Raw genomic sequence first — 17,530 nt, 5'->3', positions numbered from 1 at the left:
GCCTCCGTACATGACCGCCAACCGCATTCCGCTCTCCCAGCTGGAGCGAGGCATCCCCTTCGAGCAGCGCCACATCGGCCCTGATGCCGAGGCGCAGGCGAAGATGCTCGCCCAGGTGGGCTACGGCTCGCTGGACGAACTGACCGCCGCAGCGGTGCCGGATGTGATCAAGACCACTGCCGCGCTGAACCTGCCCGAGGCGCGGACCGAGGCCGAGGTGCTCGCCGAGCTGCGTCAGCTCGCCGACCGCAACCAGGTCCTCTCCTCCATGATCGGCCTGGGTTACTACGGCACCTTCACGCCGCCGGTGATCCTGCGCAACGTCATGGAGAACCCCGCCTGGTACACGGCGTACACGCCGTACCAGCCCGAGATCTCCCAGGGCCGCCTGGAAGCCCTGCTGAACTTCCAGACCGTCGTCGCCGAGCTGACCGGACTGCCGACCTCCGGTGCCTCCCTGCTGGACGAGGGCACCGCGGCCGCCGAGGCCATGACGCTGGCCCGCCGCGTGGGCAAGGCCAAGGGGAACGTCTTCCTCGTCGACGCCGACGCGCTGCCGCAGACCATCGCCGTGATCCAGACCCGCGCCGAGCCGATCGGCATCGAGGTCGTCGTCGCCGACCTCTCCGAGGGCATCCCGGCGGAGGTCGCCGAGCGCGGCATCTACGGTGTGCTCCTCCAGTACCCGGGCGCCTCCGGTGCCGTACGGGACATCAAGCCGGTCATCGACCAGGGCCACGAGCTCGGCGCCATCGTCGCCGTCTCGGCCGACCTGCTCGCCCTGACCCTGCTGACCTCCCCGGGCGAGCTGGGCGCGGACATCGCGGTCGGCACCACCCAGCGCTTCGGCGTCCCGATGGGCTTCGGCGGACCGCACGCCGGCTACATGGCCGTCCAGGCCAAGCACGCCCGCTCGCTGCCCGGCCGCCTCGTCGGCGTCTCCGTGGACGCGGACGGCAACAAGGCCTACCGCCTGGCCCTCCAGACCCGCGAGCAGCACATCCGCCGCGAGAAGGCCACCAGCAACATCTGTACCGCGCAGGTACTGCTCGCCGTCATGGCCGGCATGTACGCGGTCTACCACGGCCCCGACGGCCTGCGGACGATCGCCCGCCGCACCCACCGCTACGCCACCCTGCTCGCCGCCGGTCTGAAGGCCGGCGGGGTCGAGGTCGTGCACGGCGCCTACTTCGACACCGTCACCGCCCGGGTTCCGGGCCGCGCCGCCGAGGTCGTGGCCGCGGCCCGCGAGGGCGGGGTCAACCTGTACCAGGTGGACGCCGACCTGGTCTCCGCCGCGTGCGACGAGACCACCCTGCGCGCCGACGTGGACGCGGTGTGGGCGGCATTCGGGGTCTCTGCCGACCTTGAGGCCCTGGACGCCACCACGGCCGACGTGCTGCCCGAGGGGCTGCTGCGCGAGGACGCGTACCTGACCCACCCGGTCTTCCACCAGCACCGCTCCGAGACCGCCATGCTGCGCTACCTGCGCAAGCTCGCGGACAAGGACTACGCACTGGACCGCGGCATGATCCCGCTGGGCTCCTGCACCATGAAGCTCAACGCGACCACCGAGATGGAGTCGGTCACCTGGCCCGAGTTCGGCCAGCTGCACCCCTTCGCCCCGGTGGAGCAGGCGGAGGGCTACCTCACGCTCATCACCGAGCTGGAGGAACGTCTCTGCGAGGTCACCGGCTACGACAAGGTCTCCATCCAGCCGAACGCCGGCTCCCAGGGTGAGCTCGCCGGCCTGCTGGCCGTCCGCGCCTACCACCGGGCGAACGGCAACGAGCAGCGCACCGTCTGCCTCATCCCGTCCTCCGCGCACGGCACCAACGCCGCGAGCGCCGTGATGGCCGGCATGAAGGTCGTCGTGGTCAAGACCGCCGACGACGGCGAGGTGGACGCGGCCGACCTGCGCGCCAAGATCGAGCAGTACCGCGACGAGCTCGCCGTGCTGATGATCACGTACCCCTCCACGCACGGTGTGTTCGAGGAGCACGTCGCCGACATCTGCGCCCAGGTGCACGACGCCGGCGGCCAGGTCTACGTGGACGGCGCCAACCTCAACGCCCTGGTGGGCCTGGCCAAGCCGGGTCACTTCGGCGGCGACGTCTCGCACCTGAACCTGCACAAGACCTTCTGCATCCCGCACGGCGGCGGCGGCCCCGGCGTCGGCCCGGTCGGCGTCCGGGCGCACCTGGCCCCGTACCTGCCCAACCACCCGCTGCAGCCGACCGCCGGTCCCGAGACGGGTGTCGGCCCGATCTCGGCCGCGCCGTGGGGTTCGGCCGGCATCCTGCCGATCTCCTGGTCGTACGTGCGCCTCATGGGCGGCGAGGGCCTCAAGCGCGCCACCCAGGTGGCGGTGCTCGGCGCGAACTACATCGCCAAGCGCCTGGAGCCGCACTACCCGGTGCTCTACACCGGCCCGGGCAACCTGGTCGCGCACGAGTGCATCATCGACATGCGCCCGCTGTCCAAGGCCACGGGCGTCAGCATCGACGACATCGCCAAGCGCCTGATCGACTACGGGTTCCACGCGCCGACCATGTCCTTCCCGGTCGCCGGGACGCTCATGATCGAGCCGACGGAGTCCGAGGACCTCGCCGAGATCGACCGCTTCTGCGACGCGATGATCGCCATTCGCGCCGAGATCGAGCGGGTCGCGGGCGGCGAGTGGCCGCTGGACGACAACCCGCTGGCCAACTCCCCGCACACGGCGGCGACGCTGGGCGGCGAGTGGAACCACCCGTACACCCGCGACGAGGCCGTCTTCCCGGGCGGGATGTCGGCCGCGGAGAAGTACTGGCCGCCGGTGCGCCGCATCGACGGTGCCTTCGGTGACCGGAACCTGGTGTGTTCCTGCCCGCCGCTGGACGAGTACGACAACTAGGCCCTCGCGGCCCCCACACCGGGGGCCGTGCGGCTTTGAGGCATGAGGAAGGGGCCGGTCCGGGAGTGGTTGCTCCTGGGCCGGCCCCTTTCGGCGCTCACTGCCAGCGGACGGGTCCGGCTAGGCGGCCTTCATCACGTGCGCCGCGGCGAGCGCGCGGTGCGGGGCGATGATCTGGCCGTCCGGCAGCAGCTCACCGGTGTCCTCGAAGAGCAGGACGCCGTTGCACAGCAGGCTCCAGCCCTGTTCCGGGTGGACGGCCACGGGGTGTGCGGCCTCCCGGTCGGCGGAGTCGGCGGACGGGCACGCTGGCTTGTGCTGGCACATGGATGCGTTCTTTCGCTGCGGTGTGGTCTGTGTGCTGCGGCTCGATGCGTTGTTCATGGCCGCCCCCCGTATCAACGATTTGGCTTGGTCAGGGTCCCCAGTGTTCCTCTAGGACTCGGTGTCCGCAGGGATTTCCCGGCAGCTGTCCTCATAGATTGATGACGCATCACCCGTGCGGGCGGTTCAAGTCAACTCCCCTGTCATTTAGGGTGGTTCGCAGGGGGCCCGAGTGGGCTAGGCCGAATGGGCAGTTCCGGCCACCTCCTCGTTCAGGCGGCCGGGGCCGCCATCGAGGGCGGGACCGGAGGCGCCGTAGGCGTGAGCCGGTGGGTCATCACGGGCAGCAGTTCGGAGACCGGGTGCGGGCGGTAGGCGGCGATGCCGGGCGGGGCCGGCGCCAGCGGGACCAGCAGATCGGCGGCGGCGGGCATTCCGGACGCCGCGTCGGCGCCCACCGCCCCGTGCAGCCACAGTGTCAGCATGTACAGCTCCGGTACGGACAGCAGCCTTGGCTGGTAGCTCTTGCCGAGGGATTCCGCCTGGCGCAGCGCGCGTTCGGTGGCGGCCACGTAGGGGCCCTCGAAGAAGTGGGAGAAGGTCCACCCGTCCGGGGTCAGCCGGGTGTCGGCCGCCGCCACGTAGCGGTCCCCGCTGCGGATCAGGAACCGCCAGCCGGTCAGCCTGGTGCGCGGGGGCCGGCCGCCCGACGCCAGACCGGCGAGGTTCAGCCGGTCCAGGACGTGGACGGGCAGCGGCAGTTCGGCGGTCATCGGACCCTGGAGGGCGCGCAGGGCCGGGGTGTGCGCCTCATGGACGGCGCTGGGGGAGCCGAGGGCCGCGAGGACACTGCGCAGGGCGGGCGCGGGGGCCGGAGGGACGTGCAGCGGCATGGTGGGTCGCCTCTCACTTGGGAGACCGGTGGATCGGGGGAGGTGCGGGACGGCGCTGTCGCATTCTGGGGCCAGAGGGGGGCTGAGGGGCAATGGCCGCGCGCCAACTCTCTGCCTCGTTTGCGGAGTTTATACGACATGTGTTCACGCAGTGTTTCGGCTAGCTGTCCCGCCCATTGCCGGCAAGGCGCTTACCGGTCCCTCTGACATGGCATTCATGCCGGGTGCGCGCAAAAATTCCGCGCTGACCTCGGAGGTTACCGGACGGGGGCTCGGCTGGAAAGCGTCGGTTATCCGGAACCGGCAAATCCCACGGGGTATTTGCTCATATCGGCTTGCCAGGTGAATGTGCCAAAGCGCCTGTCGGCCAAACCGGCGCGCGCTCCTCGCCAGTCACGCCCCTTCCGCGTTATCGATCACGCCGCCGGGGCATCATCGACCGTAAACGCGCGCCTGGGGTGATGGATCTCTTCCACCGGCCAGGCCCAGTCGAGGAGGGACGCTTCGATGGGGGAGAAGGTCGTGGCGGGCGGATTCGACCTGTCCGATCGGCAAAGGTACCGGAGGAAGCTTCACGAGTGCCTGGAGGGGCTGGAGCGGCTTCTGGCGGAGAAGAGGTTCGATCGACCCAAGAACATGATGGGGCTCGAGATCGAGTTGAATCTGGCGGGTGCCGACGGGTTGCCGAGAATGGTGAATGCGCAGGTCCTCGAGCGGATTGCGAGCCCCGATTTCCAAACGGAACTGGGAATGTTCAACCTGGAGGTGAACGTACTCCCGCACCGGCTCGGCGGCCGGGTATTCGACCAGCTCGCGGAAGAACTGAGCGCGGGTCTCGGCTATGCCCACCGGCAGGCCGTGGAGATCGACGCCGGGGTGGTGATGATCGGCATTCTGCCGACGATCTCCCGCGCGGACCTGGTCACCGCCAACCTCTCGGCGGTGGACCGCTACTCGCTGCTGAACGAGCAGATCCTGATGATGCGCGGCGAGGACTTCACGCTCGACATCGACGGAGTCGAGCGGCTGATCTGGACCTCGGGTTCGATCGTGCCCGAGGCCGCGTGCACCTCCGTGCAACTGCACCTGCAGGTGACTCCGGCCCGGTTCGCGGACGTGTGGAACGCGGCGCAGGCGGTGGCCGCCGTACAGATAGCCGTCGGCGCCAACTCGCCGTTCCTGTTCGGGCGCGAACTGTGGCGGGAGTCGAGGCCGCCGCTCTTCCAGCAGGCCACCGACACCCGGCCGCCCGAGCTCCAGGCGCAGGGGGTGCGGCCGCGCACCTGGTTCGGCGAGCGGTGGGTGGACTCGGCGTACGAGCTCTTCGCCGAGAACGTCCGCTACTTCCCGTCCCTGCTGCCGATCTGCGACGAGGAGGAGCCGCTGCGGGTCCTCGCCGAGGGCGGGGTGCCCAGCCTCCAGGAACTGGTCCTCCACAACGGCACGGTCTACCGCTGGAACCGGCCCGTGTACGGGGTCGCCGACGGGGTGCCGCACCTGCGCGTGGAGAACCGGGTGCTGCCGGCCGGGCCGACGGTGGCCGACGTCGTCGCCAACGCCGCCTTCTACTACGGGCTCGTACGGACTCTCGCGGACGAACAGCGCCCGGTGTGGAGCCGACTGCCCTTCGCCGAAGCGGAGGCCAACTTCGACGCGGCCTGCCGCTACGGGATCGACGCCCGGCTGCGCTGGCCGCGCCGGGGCCGGGGCGGGGGACTGGCCAGCGTGCCGGCGGTACGGCTGGTGCTGGACGAACTGCTGCCGATGGCGGCCGCCGGACTGGACGCCTGGGGCATCGAGCCCGCCGACCGGGACCACTACCTCGGCATCATCGAGGAGCGATGTCGGCGACGGGCCAACGGAGCGACCTGGCAGGTGGAGACGTACCACCGGGCGCTCGCGGCCGGACTGGAGCGGGACGCGGCGCTCGCCGCGACCACGCGCCGCTACAGCGAGCTGATGCACAAGGGCGACCCCGTGCACACCTGGCCGGTCGGTCTGGCGGAGGTGGAGGTGAGCGCCGTCGACGATCCCCTGCGTTGATCCCGTGCGTTGATCCTGTCCGTTGAGTCCGTCCGTTGAGTCCGTCCGTTGAGTCCGTCCGTTGATCCGGTTCCCCCGCCGACGAGGCAGTATGGGGGGTGATCGCAGTGGTCGGTGGACGGGAGACGAGCGTGCGGACGGAGCCGGAACCGGTGGTCGGGGAGCTGGGCGAGGGCCGGGACGGGCGCAAGCTCCTGCGCGACGAGACGCTGCTCGTGCTCGCCCTGTCCCTGGGCGCGAGCGGCGTCTCGGCGCTGATCAGCTTCATCGGCTCGCTGACCAAGCCGGGCGGGCTCAAGGACCAGGCCGCCACGCTCAACGGCTCGTACGCCCCCGGCAGGCCCTGGCTCGACCTGGCCTGGCAACTGTTCGGCATCGCTGGCGCGCTGGTCCCCGTACTGCTCGTCGCACACCTGCTGACCCGTGAGGGCGCCCCCGGGCTGAAGGCGCTGGGCTTCGACCGCACCCGGCCGGTACGGGACCTGGGCCGCGGTGCGCTCGTCGCCGCCGGGATCGGGAGCGCCGGGCTCGCCTTCTACCTGGTAGCGCGGGCCACCGGCTTCAACCTGACGGTGGTGCCGGAGGCACTGCCCGACGTGTGGTGGAAGTTCCCGGTGCTCATCCTCTCCGCGGTGCAGAACTCCGTGGTGGAGGAGGTCATCGTGCTGGCCTACCTGCTGCGCCGGCTCGGCCAGCTGGGCTGGTCGCCGATGGCCGCGCTGATCGCCAGCTCCGTGCTGCGCGGTTCGTACCACCTCTACCAGGGCATCGGCGGCTTCATCGGCAACATGGTGATGGGCGTCGTCTTCGTGCTCGCCTACCGGCGCTGGGGCCGGGTCGGGCCGCTCGTCGTCGCCCATGCGCTGCTGGACATCGTGGCCTTCGGCGGGTACGCCCTGCTGGCGGGCAAGGTGGGCTGGCTGCCCACCCCGTAGCCCGCCGTAGGTCTCGCGCTCTCGCGCTCTCGCGCCTCAGGGGGAGGTGAGCAGTTCGCCGTCGATGACGGTGACGGCGCTCCCCGTCAGCAGCGTACGGTCGCCCCTGAGCCGGACCGTGACCAGACCGGTGCGTGCCCCGCCCTGGAGGCCGACGAGCTCGGTGCGGCCCAGGCGCGCGGCCCAGAAGGGGGCCAGCGCGGTGTGGGCGCTGCCGGTGACGGGGTCCTCGTCGATGCCGAAGGCGGGGAAGAAGCCGCGGGAGACGAAGTCGTAGCCGCGGGAGGGGTCCTCGGCGGCGGCGGTGACGATGATCCCGCGGCGGGCGTAGCCGCGCAGGGCGGCGAGGTCGGGGTCGAGTTCCCGTACGGTCCGCTCGTCCGAGAGCTCCACCACCAGGTCGCCGATGTGGGCGGAGGTGTCGTGGACGGACTTGATCCCGGCGCCCAGGGCGCGCTCCACCTCGGCGACGGGGTCGACCCGGGTCAGGGAGGAGGTGGGGAAGTCCATCGTGATCGTGCCGTCCTCGGCGGCCTCGGCGGTGAGGATGCCGCACCGGGCGGAGAAACGGATCGGCCCGCTCGCGAGGCCGCTGGTGGCGAGTACGTGGGCCGTGGCCAGGGTGGCGTGGCCGCACATGTCGACCTCGCTGGTCGGCGTGAACCAGCGCAGCGCCCAGTCGGCGTCCCCGCCCGGGGGCAGGGGGTGGGCGAAGGCCGTCTCGGAGAGGTTGACCTCGGCGGCCACCTGCTGGAGCCAGGCGTCCGGGGGGAATCCGCCGTCGGGGCGGTCGAGGCCTTCCGGCCCGTCGAGGAGCAGGACTCCGGCGGGGTTGCCGGCGAAGGGGCGGTCGGTGAAGGCGTCCACGATTCTGATGCGCATGCCGTCGACCGTAGGGAGCCGCCGGCAGCCGCCGCAAAGGCCAATCCGGGACGACTGGCCTGGTCGGGGGCCCGGCGCGCACGCCAGTGGCTCCACCGATGCGAAACCCCGTGGCGTCCGGGCCGGACGGCCCGGAGAATCACGGCACATGGGGACGGACATTCATGGATTCGTGGAGTGCGTGGACGGAGAGGGCGAGCCCTGGGTGGCGGCCATCGACATCTCCCTGCTGTACCACGGTCGGAACTACGACGCCTTCGGCTGCCTCTTCGGGATGCGCAACTTCGCCGGCTTCCGGCCGCTGGCCGAGGACAGGGGGATCCCGGAGGACGCCTCCGAAGGCGTCCGCGCCGAGTTCGCGGAGTGGCGGTACGACGGGCACAGCGCCACCTGGATCGGCTGGGCGGAGCTCAAGCGGGTCGACTGGTCGGAGCCGGCGGAGCAGGTCGACGCCCGCATCCACCAGTACCGCCGTACGCCGGACGGCTGGGTGATGTCCGGCAAGTCGGCCTGGGACGGGCGGGTCGCGGAGGTGACGGGGCTGTCGATCGAGCGTGACCCCGGGCGGCTGTTCAGGTACGAGGCCCACGATTGGCCCGAGGGCACGGAGTGGCCCGATGGCGACGACCTCCTCTACCGCGTCGGGCGGCTGACCCGGCGCGACGCCGTCGCGCTGGACGGGGAGTGGAAGCCGCTCTGGACGGTCATGGAGACCCTTGCGGGGCTCTACGGCGACGAGAACGTCCGGCTCACCGTCTGGTTCGACAACTGACGCCCCGCCAGGCCTGTGCGGATCGGCGACGAGGCGTCTGAGCACGCCGCCACGGCCGCGACCTTGCCGAACATTCCAGACATGCGATGTCTCCCCTTGACGAATTGTCATCCATCGGCACTCACACCACCGGTGGTCGAGGTCCTCGACTCACCTCGTGGTGCTGTCTTCAGCGGAGAATTTATGGCCGGGCGGCGTGGGGTGGTGTGCAGGGAGTGCCGGGTTCGTGTGCTCCGCGTGCCGTGCGGCGGCCAGGGCGTTCGCGCGGTGTTCGGTCGGGGGTGATGCCGTAGGCCTCGCGGAATGCGCGGCTGAACCCGGTGGCGCCGGAGAAGCACCACCGGGCCGCGATCACCTGGACGGGCCGACCGCTCAGTTCCCCGGATGCGAGGTCGGTGCGGGCACGCTCCAGCCGGTCGTGGCGGATGCGCGCCGCGACGGTCAGGGGTTGGTCGGCGAAGAGAGGGTGGAGGCGCCGCAGGGGCATGTTGTGCCGGTCGGCGATCACCTGGGGAGTCAGGTCGGGGCCGCCGAGGTTGTTTTCGATGAAGCGGTGGATCCGCTGCAAGGCCTCCTGCGCGCGGGCCTCGGCGGGCGCCAGACCAGCGTCACCGAGCTGCCGTGCGAGGAAGACGGTGGCCAGGTCGAGGGCTACGGTCCCCAAGCCGCGCAGTTCCTCCGGTCGGCAACGGGCCTCGTGCGAGCAGCGTCCTCAGGAAGTCGGCGAGGACGGCCCCCGAGCCCATATGGCGACCGCCTCGATCTGCCCGTCCGGGCATGCCCCCTCGCTCGGCCGTGAGGTGTCGGTCAGTACGAGTCCCCCGCGACCACCGATTCGTTGCCCCGCTGGGAGATCCTGACGGCGCCTCGTGTGAGAAGCGCCAGTTGAAGGTGCTCGGGATCGCCGCGACGGACATGAGTCGCGGTGCGGCGCGAGAGCACCGGTGAGCAGGCCAAGCCCGTCAGGCGCACCGCCCCGAGGTCACAGCGCTGTTCGTTGAAGTTGTTTCCGATATATCGTTGACGCATCGCGATGGGTCAGCGATAGTAGACGTATCGCAACAGCGACAACCAGATCACCGAATGACGAAAGGAGCGCAGTCATGCGTTCACACGGACAGCACGAACGACGCGGACACGATCACGACCACGAGCACGGGCGGGGTCACGGCCACTGCGGGCCGGACCGTCGGGAGGAGTTCCAGGGGCGGCGCGCCGCCTTCGGGCCGTTCGGTCCGCCCTTCGGCGGCGGGCCCTTCGGTGGGCGGGGCGGGCGCGGCGGGCCGCGTGGCAGGGCCCGGCGTGGTGATGTGCGGGCCTCCATCCTGGCGCTGCTCGCCGACCGGCCGATGCACGGCTACGAGATGATCCAGGAGATCGGCGAGCGCAGCGGCGGGGCGTGGAAGCCCAGCCCCGGGTCGGTCTACCCGACCCTGCAGATGCTCGAGGACGAGGGGCTCATCACGAGTGTGAGCGAGGGCGGCAAGAAGCTGTTCACGCTCACCGACGCCGGCCGCACCGAGGCCGAGTCCGGTCCGGACGCCCCCTGGGCGGAAGCCGGGCGGGGCTTCGACTTCGAGGCGATGAACGAGATTCGGACGGCCGGTTTCGGTCTGATGGAGGCTTTCGGCCAGGTCTTCAAGACCGGCACTCCCGCGCAGCGGGAGAAGGCCCTCGCGGTCATCAACGACGCCCGCAAGAAGCTCTACCTGATCCTGGCCGACGAGCACTGAGCCCGGACGGCGGGACATCCCTCCCGTACACAGCAGCGCGCCCCGCGAGGAACCTCGCGGGGCGCGCTGCTGTGTACGGGAGGGATGGAGGTGTGGGTGGGGCGGGCGGGGCGGCCTGTGGTCAGGCTACGAGGCCTGCGAGCTTGCGCAGCGACTCGTTCAGGGCGGCCGTGGCCGAGTCCTTGAGCTTGCCCGCCATCAGGGCGACCGCGGCGCCCGTGAACTCTCCGTCGATGCGGACCGTGGTGGCCTCGCCGTCGGGGGTCAGGGTGTACCGGGTCAGGACGGCCACGCCCATCGGGCCCTTGCCGGTGATGGCGATGACGTGCTCCTCCTCCAGCTCCGAGATGGTCCACAGGACCTCGGCCGGGAAGCCCATCATCTTCATGTTCTCGGCGAAGGTGGACCCGATCGCGAGGGTCTCGGGACCGCCCTTCGGGAAGTTGGTGTGGGTCATGCTCCACTGGCCGTAAGCGTCCCAGTCGGTCAGCTGGGACCAGAGCTTCGCGGCGGACGCCTCGATGCGTGATTCCGCGGTGACTTCAGCCATGCGACCACCCCTTCTCGTCAGGTACGTGCGGCGGAACGTAGTCGTGGTGGACGCAACATTCAAGACTGACGACCTGTCAGATATTGAGGTACGGGCCGGGTCCGGCCGCGCCCGGTGTCGACTGCGTCTCAACAGGTGTCACCGTCGTGTCGCTCCTGACGGGCCCTGCCATGATGTCCGGATGCAAGCGTCAGGGAAACGTTCCGGACTGGGCCTCGCCCTCGTTTCGGCGATCGCGTTCGGTGGTTCGGGTGTGGCGGCGAAGCCGCTGATCGAGGCGGGTCTGGATCCGCTCCACATGGTCTGGCTCAGGGTGGCCGGGGCGGCTCTCGTGCTGTCCCCGCTGGCCTGGCGCCATCGCGATCTCGTACGCCGCAAACCCCTGCTGCTCGCCGGCTTCGGACTCGTCGCGGTGGCCGGTGTCCAGGCCTTCTACTTCGCCTCCCTGTCCCGGATCCCGGTCGGAGTGGCCCTGCTCCTGGAGTACCTGGGCCCCGCGCTGCTGCTCGGCTGGATCCGCTTCGTGCAGCGCAAGCCCGTGACCCGGGCCGCCGCGGCCGGAGCCGCCGTGGCCGTCGTGGGCCTCGCCTGCGTGGTCCAGATCTGGGCCGGGCTGAGCCTGGACCTGCTCGGGGTGCTGCTCGGCCTCGCGGCCGCCTGCTGCCAGGCCTTCTACTTCGTCTTCGCCGACCAGGGCAGCGACGGGGACGACGTGCCCGACCCGATGGGCGTGATCGCGTACGGCATGATCGTCGGCACCCTCGTCATGACCGTCATCGCCCGCCCGTGGCAGATCGACTGGCAGGTGCTCGGCGGCTACGCGGCGGTCGGCGACCTGAGGATTCCGGCCCCGGTGCTGCTGGGGTGGGTGATCCTGATCGCCACGGTGTTCGCGTACCTGACCGGCGTGGTCTCCGTACGCAAGCTGTCGCCGCAGGTCGCGGGGGTGGTGGCCTGCCTGGAGGCGGTCGTGGCGACCGTACTGGCCTGGGTGCTGCTCGGCGAGCACCTCGCGACGTGGCAGATCGTCGGCGGCGCACTGGTCCTGGGCGGGGCCTTCATCGCCCAGACCTCCCGGCCGGTCCCGCCGGGCACCGCGGAGCCGGTGGCCGCGCTGGACCGGGATCCGAGCAAGGTCTAGAGTCCGGGACATGCCGCAGACCGTGCTTCCGCCTCCCGCCTCCTAGCGCGGGCGGCTGCCACCACGTAGAGAACCCGGCCCGGGTCGTGTCCCGGGCGGGTTCGCGCTGTCCGCGAAGCGATGAGTCCTGCTTCCTTCATCCTTCACGCACGCGCGGAGACCTCTCGTGTCGAACCCTTCACGCTCTTCCCGTCCGGGGCCTGTTTCCCCCGGACCCTCCACCGGTCGCGGTCTGCTCTACCTCGTCGTCGCCGGAGCCGCCTGGGGCACGGCCGGGGCGGCGGCCTCGCTGCTCTTCCTCGCCAGTGACCTCGGCCCCCTCGCCCTGTCGTTCTGGCGGTGCGCGGGCGGGCTGGCGGTGCTGCTCGCCGTGCTCGCCGTACGGGGTGCACGGCGGGCCTGGGGCTCCCGCGGATCCCGGGGCTCCGGCCGGTTCCGGCGGTCCGGGTCCGGGGCGGCGGCCCGGCCGGGGCCCTCGGTGGGGTCGCTGATCGGGACCGGACTGCTGTTCACGCTCTTCCAGTCCGCCTACTTCGCCGCCGTCCGCGAGACGGGCCTCGCCGTCGGCACCGTGGTCACCCTCGGAGCCGGGCCGGTGCTCATCGCACTCGGCGCCCGCCACTGGATGGGGGAGCGGCTCGGCCGGGGAGGGGTGGCCGCCGTCGTCGGGGCGCTGGCCGGGCTGGCCGTACTGGTCCTCGGCAGCGGAGGCGGTGAGGTCCGGCCGCTCGGCGTCGGCTGGGCACTGCTGTCCGCCGCCGGATACGCGGCGATGACCCTGCGGGCCCGGCTGCTCGGACAGCGCGGGGCCGGCGGAGATCCGCTGGTCACCACCGCCTGGTCGGTGGGGGTGGGCACGGTGTGCCTGTTGCCGCTCGCCGCCCTGGAGGGGCTCGTCGCGCACACCGCCGAACCGGTACGGGTGCTGTGGCTGCTCGTGTACATGGCCACCGTGCCGACCGTGCTGGCGTACGCGCTCTACTTCAGCGGGGCCGCCGTGGTGCGTTCCGCGACGGTGTCCGTGATCATGCTGATCGAGCCCGTCAGTGCGGCGGTGATCGCAGTCCTGCTGCTCGGGGAGAGGCTGACCGGCGCGGTGGTGCTGGGCACCGTACTGCTGCTGACCGCCGTGGGCGCGCTGATCGCCGCCGAGTCGCGGGGGCCGGCGGGTGGGAGTGCCGACGGGCCTGAGGCCGGATTCGGGGACGTGGGCGGGGGCGGGCCGGAGGTCCGGCCCGCCCCTGAGCCTCAGAGCGCGGCGATGTAGTCCGGGGTGGCCATCCCGGGGGTCAGGTCCTCCGCCGGGATCGGGGTCCCGTACGCCGGTGCGACCGGGACCACGCCCGACCAGAACGGCAGCCCCAGGTCCTGGGGGTCGTCGTTCGGGCCGCCCGTACGGAGCTTCGCGGACACCTCGTTCAGGTCCAGGCGGATCACGGCGGTGGCCGCGAGCTCCTTGGCGTTGGCGGGCCGCGAATCGGCGGAGCGGCCCGGTACGACGTGGTCGACGAGAGCGTCGAGCGCCGTCCGGCGCTCCTCGGGGTCGGTGACCTCGTAGGCGATGCCGTGCACGACCACCGAGCGGTAGTTGATCGAGTGGTGGAAGGCCGAGCGGGCCAGGACCAGGCCGTCGACGTGCGTCACCGTCAGGCAGACGGGCAGTCCCGGGTCGGCCTTGCCGGCGGCGAGGAGGGGGCGGGAGCCGGTGGATCCGTGGATGTAGAGGGTCTCGCCGACCCGGCCGAAGAGGGTCGGCAGGACCACCGGGGCGCCGTCGCGGACGAAGCCGAGGTGGCAGAGGTAGGCCTGGTCGAGTATCGAGTGCACGGTCTCGCGGTCGTAGCGGGCGCGGTCGCGGGCCCGGGTCGGGACGGTGCGGTCGGTGGGCTCGTACCCGGTGGCCGTGTCCGTGGCCTTGTCCGTGGTCGCGGGTGTCGCCGTGGCGGGTTCCGCGGCGGGGTCCGGGATCGTCTCCGTGTCGGGCGTGGCGCTCATAGTGCGGACTCCGTTGTACTAGTGCATACTTGGCTTTGTGCTAGGAGATTATCTGATCATTGGGCGTCGCGCATCGGAAATCGCGGCCAGTGTCGAAGCGGGCGTCGGATCGGGCGCGCTGCAGCCGGGAGCGCTGTTGCCGCCGATGCGGGAGCTCGCCGGTGTGCTCGGGGTGAACCCCAACACCGTGGCCGCGGCGTACCGCACGCTGCGCGACCGCGGGGTCATCGAGACCGACGGGCGACGCGGCAGCCGGGTTCGCGGCCGCCCGGCGAGCGCACCGCGCGACGAGCTGCGGATGCCCTTCCCCGAGGGAGTGCGCGACATCGCCTCCGGCAATCCGGACGTACGGCTGCTGCCCGCGCTGGACGGGGCGCTGGCGGGCGCGGCGCGCCGGTACGCCGCGGAACCGACGCTCTACGGGCAGGAGCCGGTGGTTCCCGAACTGGCGCGCCTCGCCAGGGCCGCCTTCGACGCGGAGGGGGTGCCGGCCGGGGCCGTGGCGGTGACCTCGGGCGCCCTGGACGGCATCGAAAGGGTGCTGGCCGCGCACCTGCGGCCCGGGGACGCGGTGGCGGTCGAGGATCCGGGGTGGGGGAGCGTGCTGGACCTGGTCCCCGCGCTGGGGCTGCGGGTGCTCCCGGTGGCCGTGGACGACGAGGGCCCGCTGCCCGGCTCGGTGGAGCGGGCGCTGGCGGAGGGCGCGCGGGCGCTGCTCGTGACGGCCCGGGCGCAGAACCCGACCGGGGCGCTGGTGAGCGCGGAGCGGGCGGCGGAACTGCGGTCGGTGCTGTCCGGGCATCCGGAGGTGCTGGTCATCGACGACGACCACGGACACGGCCTCGTGGACCTGCCGCTGCACTCCCTGGGCGGGGTGACCCGGCACTGGGTGCTGATCCGCTCCACGGCGAAGGCGTACGCGCCCGACCTGCGGCTCGCCCTGCTGACCGGCGACGCGGTGACGCTCGACCGGGTGCGGGGCCGGCAGCGGCTGGGCCCGGGATGGGTGAGCCGGCTGCTCCAGTACACGGTGGTGGAACTGTGGAACGCCGGGGCGGTCGACCGGGCGGCGGTCGCTCGGTCCTACGGGGCGCGGCGCGAGGGGCTGATCGCCGAGCTCGCGGAGCGCGGCGTACCGGCGCGCGGGCGCAGCGGCATGAACGTGTGGGTGCCGGTCGCCGACGAGACGGCGGTGGTGACGAGGCTGCTCGGCGCGGGCTGGGCGGTGTCCGCCGGGAGCCGGTTCCGGGTGGAATCGGCGCCGGGCGTACGGATGACGGTGTCGAGGCTCTCGCTCCCGGACCTGCCGGGGCTGGCGGACGCGGTGGCCGCGGCGGTGCGGCCGACGGGCGGGGGGCGCTTCGGCTAGGCCGTTTCTTCCGGATCCGACCGACAAGATCCGTAAGAGATGGCCTAGCGGCGGCGGGCCTGGCTGAGGGCTGCGCCCGCCAGGACGACGGCGGCGCCGACCGGGGTGTTCCAGTGGAGCTGTTCGCCCAGCAGGAGGACGCCCGCGGTGGTGGCGATGACCGGGATGAAGTACGTGACCATCTGCGCGGTGGTCGGGCCGATCTCCGTGACCAGGCCGTACTGCATCTGCAGCGCCAGGCCGGTGCCCAGTGCGCCCAGGGCGATCACCGACAGGGTCGGCCAGAGCGGGAAGGAACTGGGGGCCGTGGTGAACAGGGCACTGACCGCGGCGAGTTGGAGGGTGGAGACCAGGAGCTGCGCGCCCGTCAGGGCAACCGGGGAGTCGGGGGTGGAGGCCAGCGTGCGGCGGACGTAGATCCAGCCGATCGGGTAGCAGAGCGAGGCCAGCAGGGCGAGCGCGGTGCCCTTGGCGTCGATGCCCGAGAAGCCCTGCCAGGCGCCGAGGACGGTGAGCACGCCGAGGAACCCCATGCCCAGGCCGGCGAAGCGGCGCCGGGTCGGGCGGTCCTCGGAGAGGGCGACCAGGGACAGGGCCATGCCCCACAGCGGGGACGTGGCGTTGCAGATGCCCGCCAGGCTGGAGGGGATGCTCAGCTCCGCGTACGCGAAGAGCGAGAAGGGGGCGGTGTTGAGCAGCAGTGCGGCCACCGTCAGGTGGACCCAGGTGCGCCGGCCCCGGGGGAGCGGTTCGCGGCGGATCAGGAGCACGGTGAGCAGGGCGAGCGCGCCGAAGAAGACCCGGCCGAGGGCGACTTGGAAGGGGGCGTACGCCTCGGTGCCCACCTTGATCAGGAGGAAGCTGAAGCCCCAGATCACGGAGAGGATCGCGAAGCGAAGGCGCCAGTCCAGCCGTCCGGCGGAGGTGGGAGCGGCGGGAGCCGAGGAAGTGGCGGGGGTGGCCGCGGGGGTCTGGGAGAGGGGCGGGCGGGGGGTCGTGGGAGCGCTCATGGCCTCACTCTGGCCCTGCCGACCTCTTAGGACAAGCGAGAGTTTTTTTGGGTGACGGCGTAGCATCGCTTACATGTTGAACCTGGAGCGACTGCGCACCCTCGACGCCCTCGCCCGCCACGGCTCGGTCAGCGGCGCCGCCGACGGGCTCCACGTCACCACGTCCGCCGTGTCCCAGCAGATGGCGAAGCTGGAGCGCGAGGTCGGCCAGCCGCTGCTGGCCAAGAGCGGGCGCGGGGTCCGGCTCACCGATGCGGGCCGGCTCCTCGCCGATCACGCGGCCCGGATCATCTCCCAGGTCGAGCTCGCCCAGGCCGACGTCGAGGCCCGGCGCGGCCGTGCCGTGGGAGAACTGCGGATCGGCGCCTTCCCGACCGCCATGCGCGGCCTGCTGCCCCCGGTGCTGGCCGCCCTGCGCGTGGACCACCCCGAACTGCGGCCCCGCGTGAGGGAGCAGGAGCCGGGGGAGGGCATGGCCGCGGTGGTGCGCGGCGACCTCGATCTGGCCCTGGCCATCGACTGGCACAACAAGCGGATGCCGGTGCCGGGGGAGCTCACCCGGATGCACCTGCTGGACGACTCCGTGGACATCGCGGTGCCGGCCGGCCATCCGCTCGCCGACCGGGCGGAGGTCTCGCTCGCGGAGTTCCGCGAAGACGACTGGATCTCGTGGAACGAGGGGCAGTTCTGCCACGAGTGGCTCGTCCACACCCTGCGCGGTACCGGCATCGAGCCCCGGATTGCGCACATCGCCGAGGAGCACCACACCCAACTGGCCTTCGTCGAGGCCGGGCTCGGGGTGTGCGTGGCCCCCCGGCTGGGGCGCGGACCGGTACCCGACGGGGTCCGGCTGCTGCCGGTGAGCGACACCGTACGCCGCCACGTGTACGCGGTCTGGCGGGCGGACGCCGACCGCCGGCCGTCGATCAGGGCCGCCGTCGAAGCCCTCCGGCAGACCGCCGCCTCTCTCTAGTGCTGTGGCCGGAA

Annotated in this window: 16 protein-coding genes; 9 read left to right on the top strand and 7 right to left on the bottom strand. The window is 71.7% G+C overall.

The window, feature by feature from the left end:
- Positions 1-10 precede the first annotated feature (10 nt).
- The gene (gene gcvP, locus OG490_RS06140) at positions 11-2,896 is read left to right on the top strand and encodes an aminomethyl-transferring glycine dehydrogenase (protein ID WP_330295263.1); all 2,886 of its coding nucleotides are present in this window, start codon (positions 11-13) and stop codon (positions 2,894-2,896) included.
- Between the two features lie 120 nt (positions 2,897-3,016).
- On the opposite strand, the gene OG490_RS06135 is transcribed toward gcvP, so the two are convergent.
- Both OG490_RS06135 and OG490_RS06130 read right to left on the bottom strand, forming a co-directional pair.
- Positions 3,017-3,223 carry a DUF5999 family protein gene (locus tag OG490_RS06135; RefSeq protein WP_330295262.1) on the bottom strand — a complete coding sequence of 69 codons (207 nt, stop codon included), beginning with the start codon at positions 3,221-3,223 and terminating at the stop codon, positions 3,017-3,019.
- 269 nt (positions 3,224-3,492) lie between these two features.
- Complete coding sequence (locus OG490_RS06130) at positions 3,493-4,113, bottom strand: hypothetical protein (RefSeq protein ID WP_330295261.1); 621 nt, start codon at positions 4,111-4,113, stop codon at positions 3,493-3,495.
- A gap of 507 nt (positions 4,114-4,620) precedes the next feature.
- Here OG490_RS06130 and OG490_RS06125 point away from each other — a divergent pair.
- Positions 4,621-6,156 (top strand): glutamate-cysteine ligase family protein, encoded by a 1,536-nt coding sequence (locus OG490_RS06125; RefSeq protein WP_330295260.1) that lies wholly within the window; start codon positions 4,621-4,623, stop codon positions 6,154-6,156.
- A 152-nt stretch (positions 6,157-6,308) separates the two neighbouring features.
- Positions 6,309-7,091: a CPBP family intramembrane glutamic endopeptidase gene (locus OG490_RS06120; RefSeq protein ID WP_443065933.1), complete on the top strand. Its 783-nt coding sequence runs from the start codon at positions 6,309-6,311 to the stop codon at positions 7,089-7,091.
- 36 nt (positions 7,092-7,127) lie between these two features.
- On the opposite strand, the gene OG490_RS06115 is transcribed toward OG490_RS06120, so the two are convergent.
- Positions 7,128-7,973: a PhzF family phenazine biosynthesis protein gene (locus tag OG490_RS06115; protein WP_330295258.1), complete on the bottom strand. Its 846-nt coding sequence runs from the start codon at positions 7,971-7,973 to the stop codon at positions 7,128-7,130.
- Between the two features lie 148 nt (positions 7,974-8,121).
- Here OG490_RS06115 and OG490_RS06110 point away from each other — a divergent pair, with 148 nt between their 5' ends.
- Positions 8,122-8,745, top strand: a complete 624-nt coding sequence (locus OG490_RS06110) for a hypothetical protein (protein ID WP_330295257.1) — start codon at positions 8,122-8,124, stop codon at positions 8,743-8,745.
- Between the two features lie 181 nt (positions 8,746-8,926).
- Here the strand turns inward: OG490_RS06110 and OG490_RS06105 are convergent, their stop codons facing one another.
- Complete coding sequence (locus OG490_RS06105) at positions 8,927-9,409, bottom strand: helix-turn-helix domain-containing protein (RefSeq protein WP_330295256.1); 483 nt, start codon at positions 9,407-9,409, stop codon at positions 8,927-8,929.
- Positions 9,410-9,848: 439 nt separating this feature from the next.
- Here OG490_RS06105 and OG490_RS06100 point away from each other — a divergent pair, with 439 nt between their 5' ends.
- Positions 9,849-10,478: a PadR family transcriptional regulator gene (locus OG490_RS06100; RefSeq protein WP_330295255.1), complete on the top strand. Its 630-nt coding sequence runs from the start codon at positions 9,849-9,851 to the stop codon at positions 10,476-10,478.
- A 121-nt stretch (positions 10,479-10,599) separates the two neighbouring features.
- Here the strand turns inward: OG490_RS06100 and OG490_RS06095 are convergent, their stop codons facing one another.
- Positions 10,600-11,028, bottom strand: coding sequence for a type II toxin-antitoxin system Rv0910 family toxin (locus OG490_RS06095; RefSeq protein ID WP_330295254.1), 429 nt, complete (start codon positions 11,026-11,028; stop codon positions 10,600-10,602).
- A gap of 181 nt (positions 11,029-11,209) precedes the next feature.
- Here OG490_RS06095 and OG490_RS06090 point away from each other — a divergent pair, with 181 nt between their 5' ends.
- Together OG490_RS06090 and OG490_RS06085 are read left to right on the top strand one after the other, a co-directional pair.
- Positions 11,210-12,169, top strand: a complete 960-nt coding sequence (locus OG490_RS06090) for an EamA family transporter (protein WP_330295253.1) — start codon at positions 11,210-11,212, stop codon at positions 12,167-12,169.
- A gap of 166 nt (positions 12,170-12,335) precedes the next feature.
- Complete coding sequence (locus tag OG490_RS06085) at positions 12,336-13,436, top strand: DMT family transporter (protein WP_330295252.1); 1,101 nt, start codon at positions 12,336-12,338, stop codon at positions 13,434-13,436.
- Here the strand turns inward: OG490_RS06085 and OG490_RS06080 are convergent.
- Positions 13,418-14,164, bottom strand: coding sequence for a pyridoxamine 5'-phosphate oxidase family protein (locus OG490_RS06080; protein WP_330295251.1), 747 nt, complete (start codon positions 14,162-14,164; stop codon positions 13,418-13,420). The two genes, OG490_RS06085 and OG490_RS06080, sit on opposite strands and share 19 nt — an antisense overlap.
- A gap of 37 nt (positions 14,165-14,201) precedes the next feature.
- Here OG490_RS06080 and OG490_RS06075 point away from each other — a divergent pair, with 37 nt between their 5' ends.
- Entirely contained in the window at positions 14,202-15,533 is a 1,332-nt protein-coding gene (locus OG490_RS06075; protein ID WP_330295250.1) for an aminotransferase class I/II-fold pyridoxal phosphate-dependent enzyme, read from the top strand.
- A gap of 44 nt (positions 15,534-15,577) precedes the next feature.
- On the opposite strand, the gene OG490_RS06070 is transcribed toward OG490_RS06075, so the two are convergent.
- The gene (locus OG490_RS06070; RefSeq protein WP_330295249.1) at positions 15,578-16,543 is read right to left on the bottom strand and encodes a DMT family transporter; all 966 of its coding nucleotides are present in this window, start codon (positions 16,541-16,543) and stop codon (positions 15,578-15,580) included.
- A gap of 73 nt (positions 16,544-16,616) precedes the next feature.
- On the opposite strand from OG490_RS06070, the gene OG490_RS06065 reads away from it, so the two are divergent.
- Complete coding sequence (locus OG490_RS06065) at positions 16,617-17,516, top strand: LysR family transcriptional regulator (RefSeq protein ID WP_330295248.1); 900 nt, start codon at positions 16,617-16,619, stop codon at positions 17,514-17,516.
- Positions 17,517-17,530: the final 14 nt, after the last annotated feature.

The organism is Streptomyces sp. NBC_00503, from assembly GCF_036346895.1.
GTDB lineage: Bacteria > Actinomycetota > Actinomycetes > Streptomycetales > Streptomycetaceae > Streptomyces.
The sequence above is the reverse complement of the archived record's forward strand: the minus strand, read 5'-3'. Positions and strand labels throughout refer to the sequence as shown.

Excerpts from the sequence above, each read along its gene's own strand:
- OG490_RS06070 (WP_330295249.1), bottom strand. The coding sequence starts at position 16,543 with ATGAGCGCTCCCACGACCCCCCGCCCGCCCCTCTCCCAGACCCCCGCG.
- OG490_RS06095 (WP_330295254.1), bottom strand. The coding sequence starts at position 11,028 with ATGGCTGAAGTCACCGCGGAATCACGCATCGAGGCGTCCGCCGCGAAG.
- gcvP (WP_330295263.1), top strand. The coding sequence starts at position 11 with ATGACCGCCAACCGCATTCCGCTCTCCCAGCTGGAGCGAGGCATCCCC.
- OG490_RS06130 (WP_330295261.1), bottom strand. The coding sequence starts at position 4,113 with ATGCCGCTGCACGTCCCTCCGGCCCCCGCGCCCGCCCTGCGCAGTGTC.
- OG490_RS06125 (WP_330295260.1), top strand. The coding sequence starts at position 4,621 with ATGGGGGAGAAGGTCGTGGCGGGCGGATTCGACCTGTCCGATCGGCAA.
- OG490_RS06115 (WP_330295258.1), bottom strand. The coding sequence starts at position 7,973 with ATGCGCATCAGAATCGTGGACGCCTTCACCGACCGCCCCTTCGCCGGC.
- OG490_RS06110 (WP_330295257.1), top strand. The coding sequence starts at position 8,122 with ATGGGGACGGACATTCATGGATTCGTGGAGTGCGTGGACGGAGAGGGC.
- OG490_RS06065 (WP_330295248.1), top strand. The coding sequence starts at position 16,617 with ATGTTGAACCTGGAGCGACTGCGCACCCTCGACGCCCTCGCCCGCCAC.
- OG490_RS06100 (WP_330295255.1), top strand. The coding sequence starts at position 9,849 with ATGCGTTCACACGGACAGCACGAACGACGCGGACACGATCACGACCAC.
- OG490_RS06080 (WP_330295251.1), bottom strand. The coding sequence starts at position 14,164 with ATGAGCGCCACGCCCGACACGGAGACGATCCCGGACCCCGCCGCGGAA.
- OG490_RS06090 (WP_330295253.1), top strand. The coding sequence starts at position 11,210 with ATGCAAGCGTCAGGGAAACGTTCCGGACTGGGCCTCGCCCTCGTTTCG.
- OG490_RS06135 (WP_330295262.1), bottom strand. The coding sequence starts at position 3,223 with ATGTGCCAGCACAAGCCAGCGTGCCCGTCCGCCGACTCCGCCGACCGG.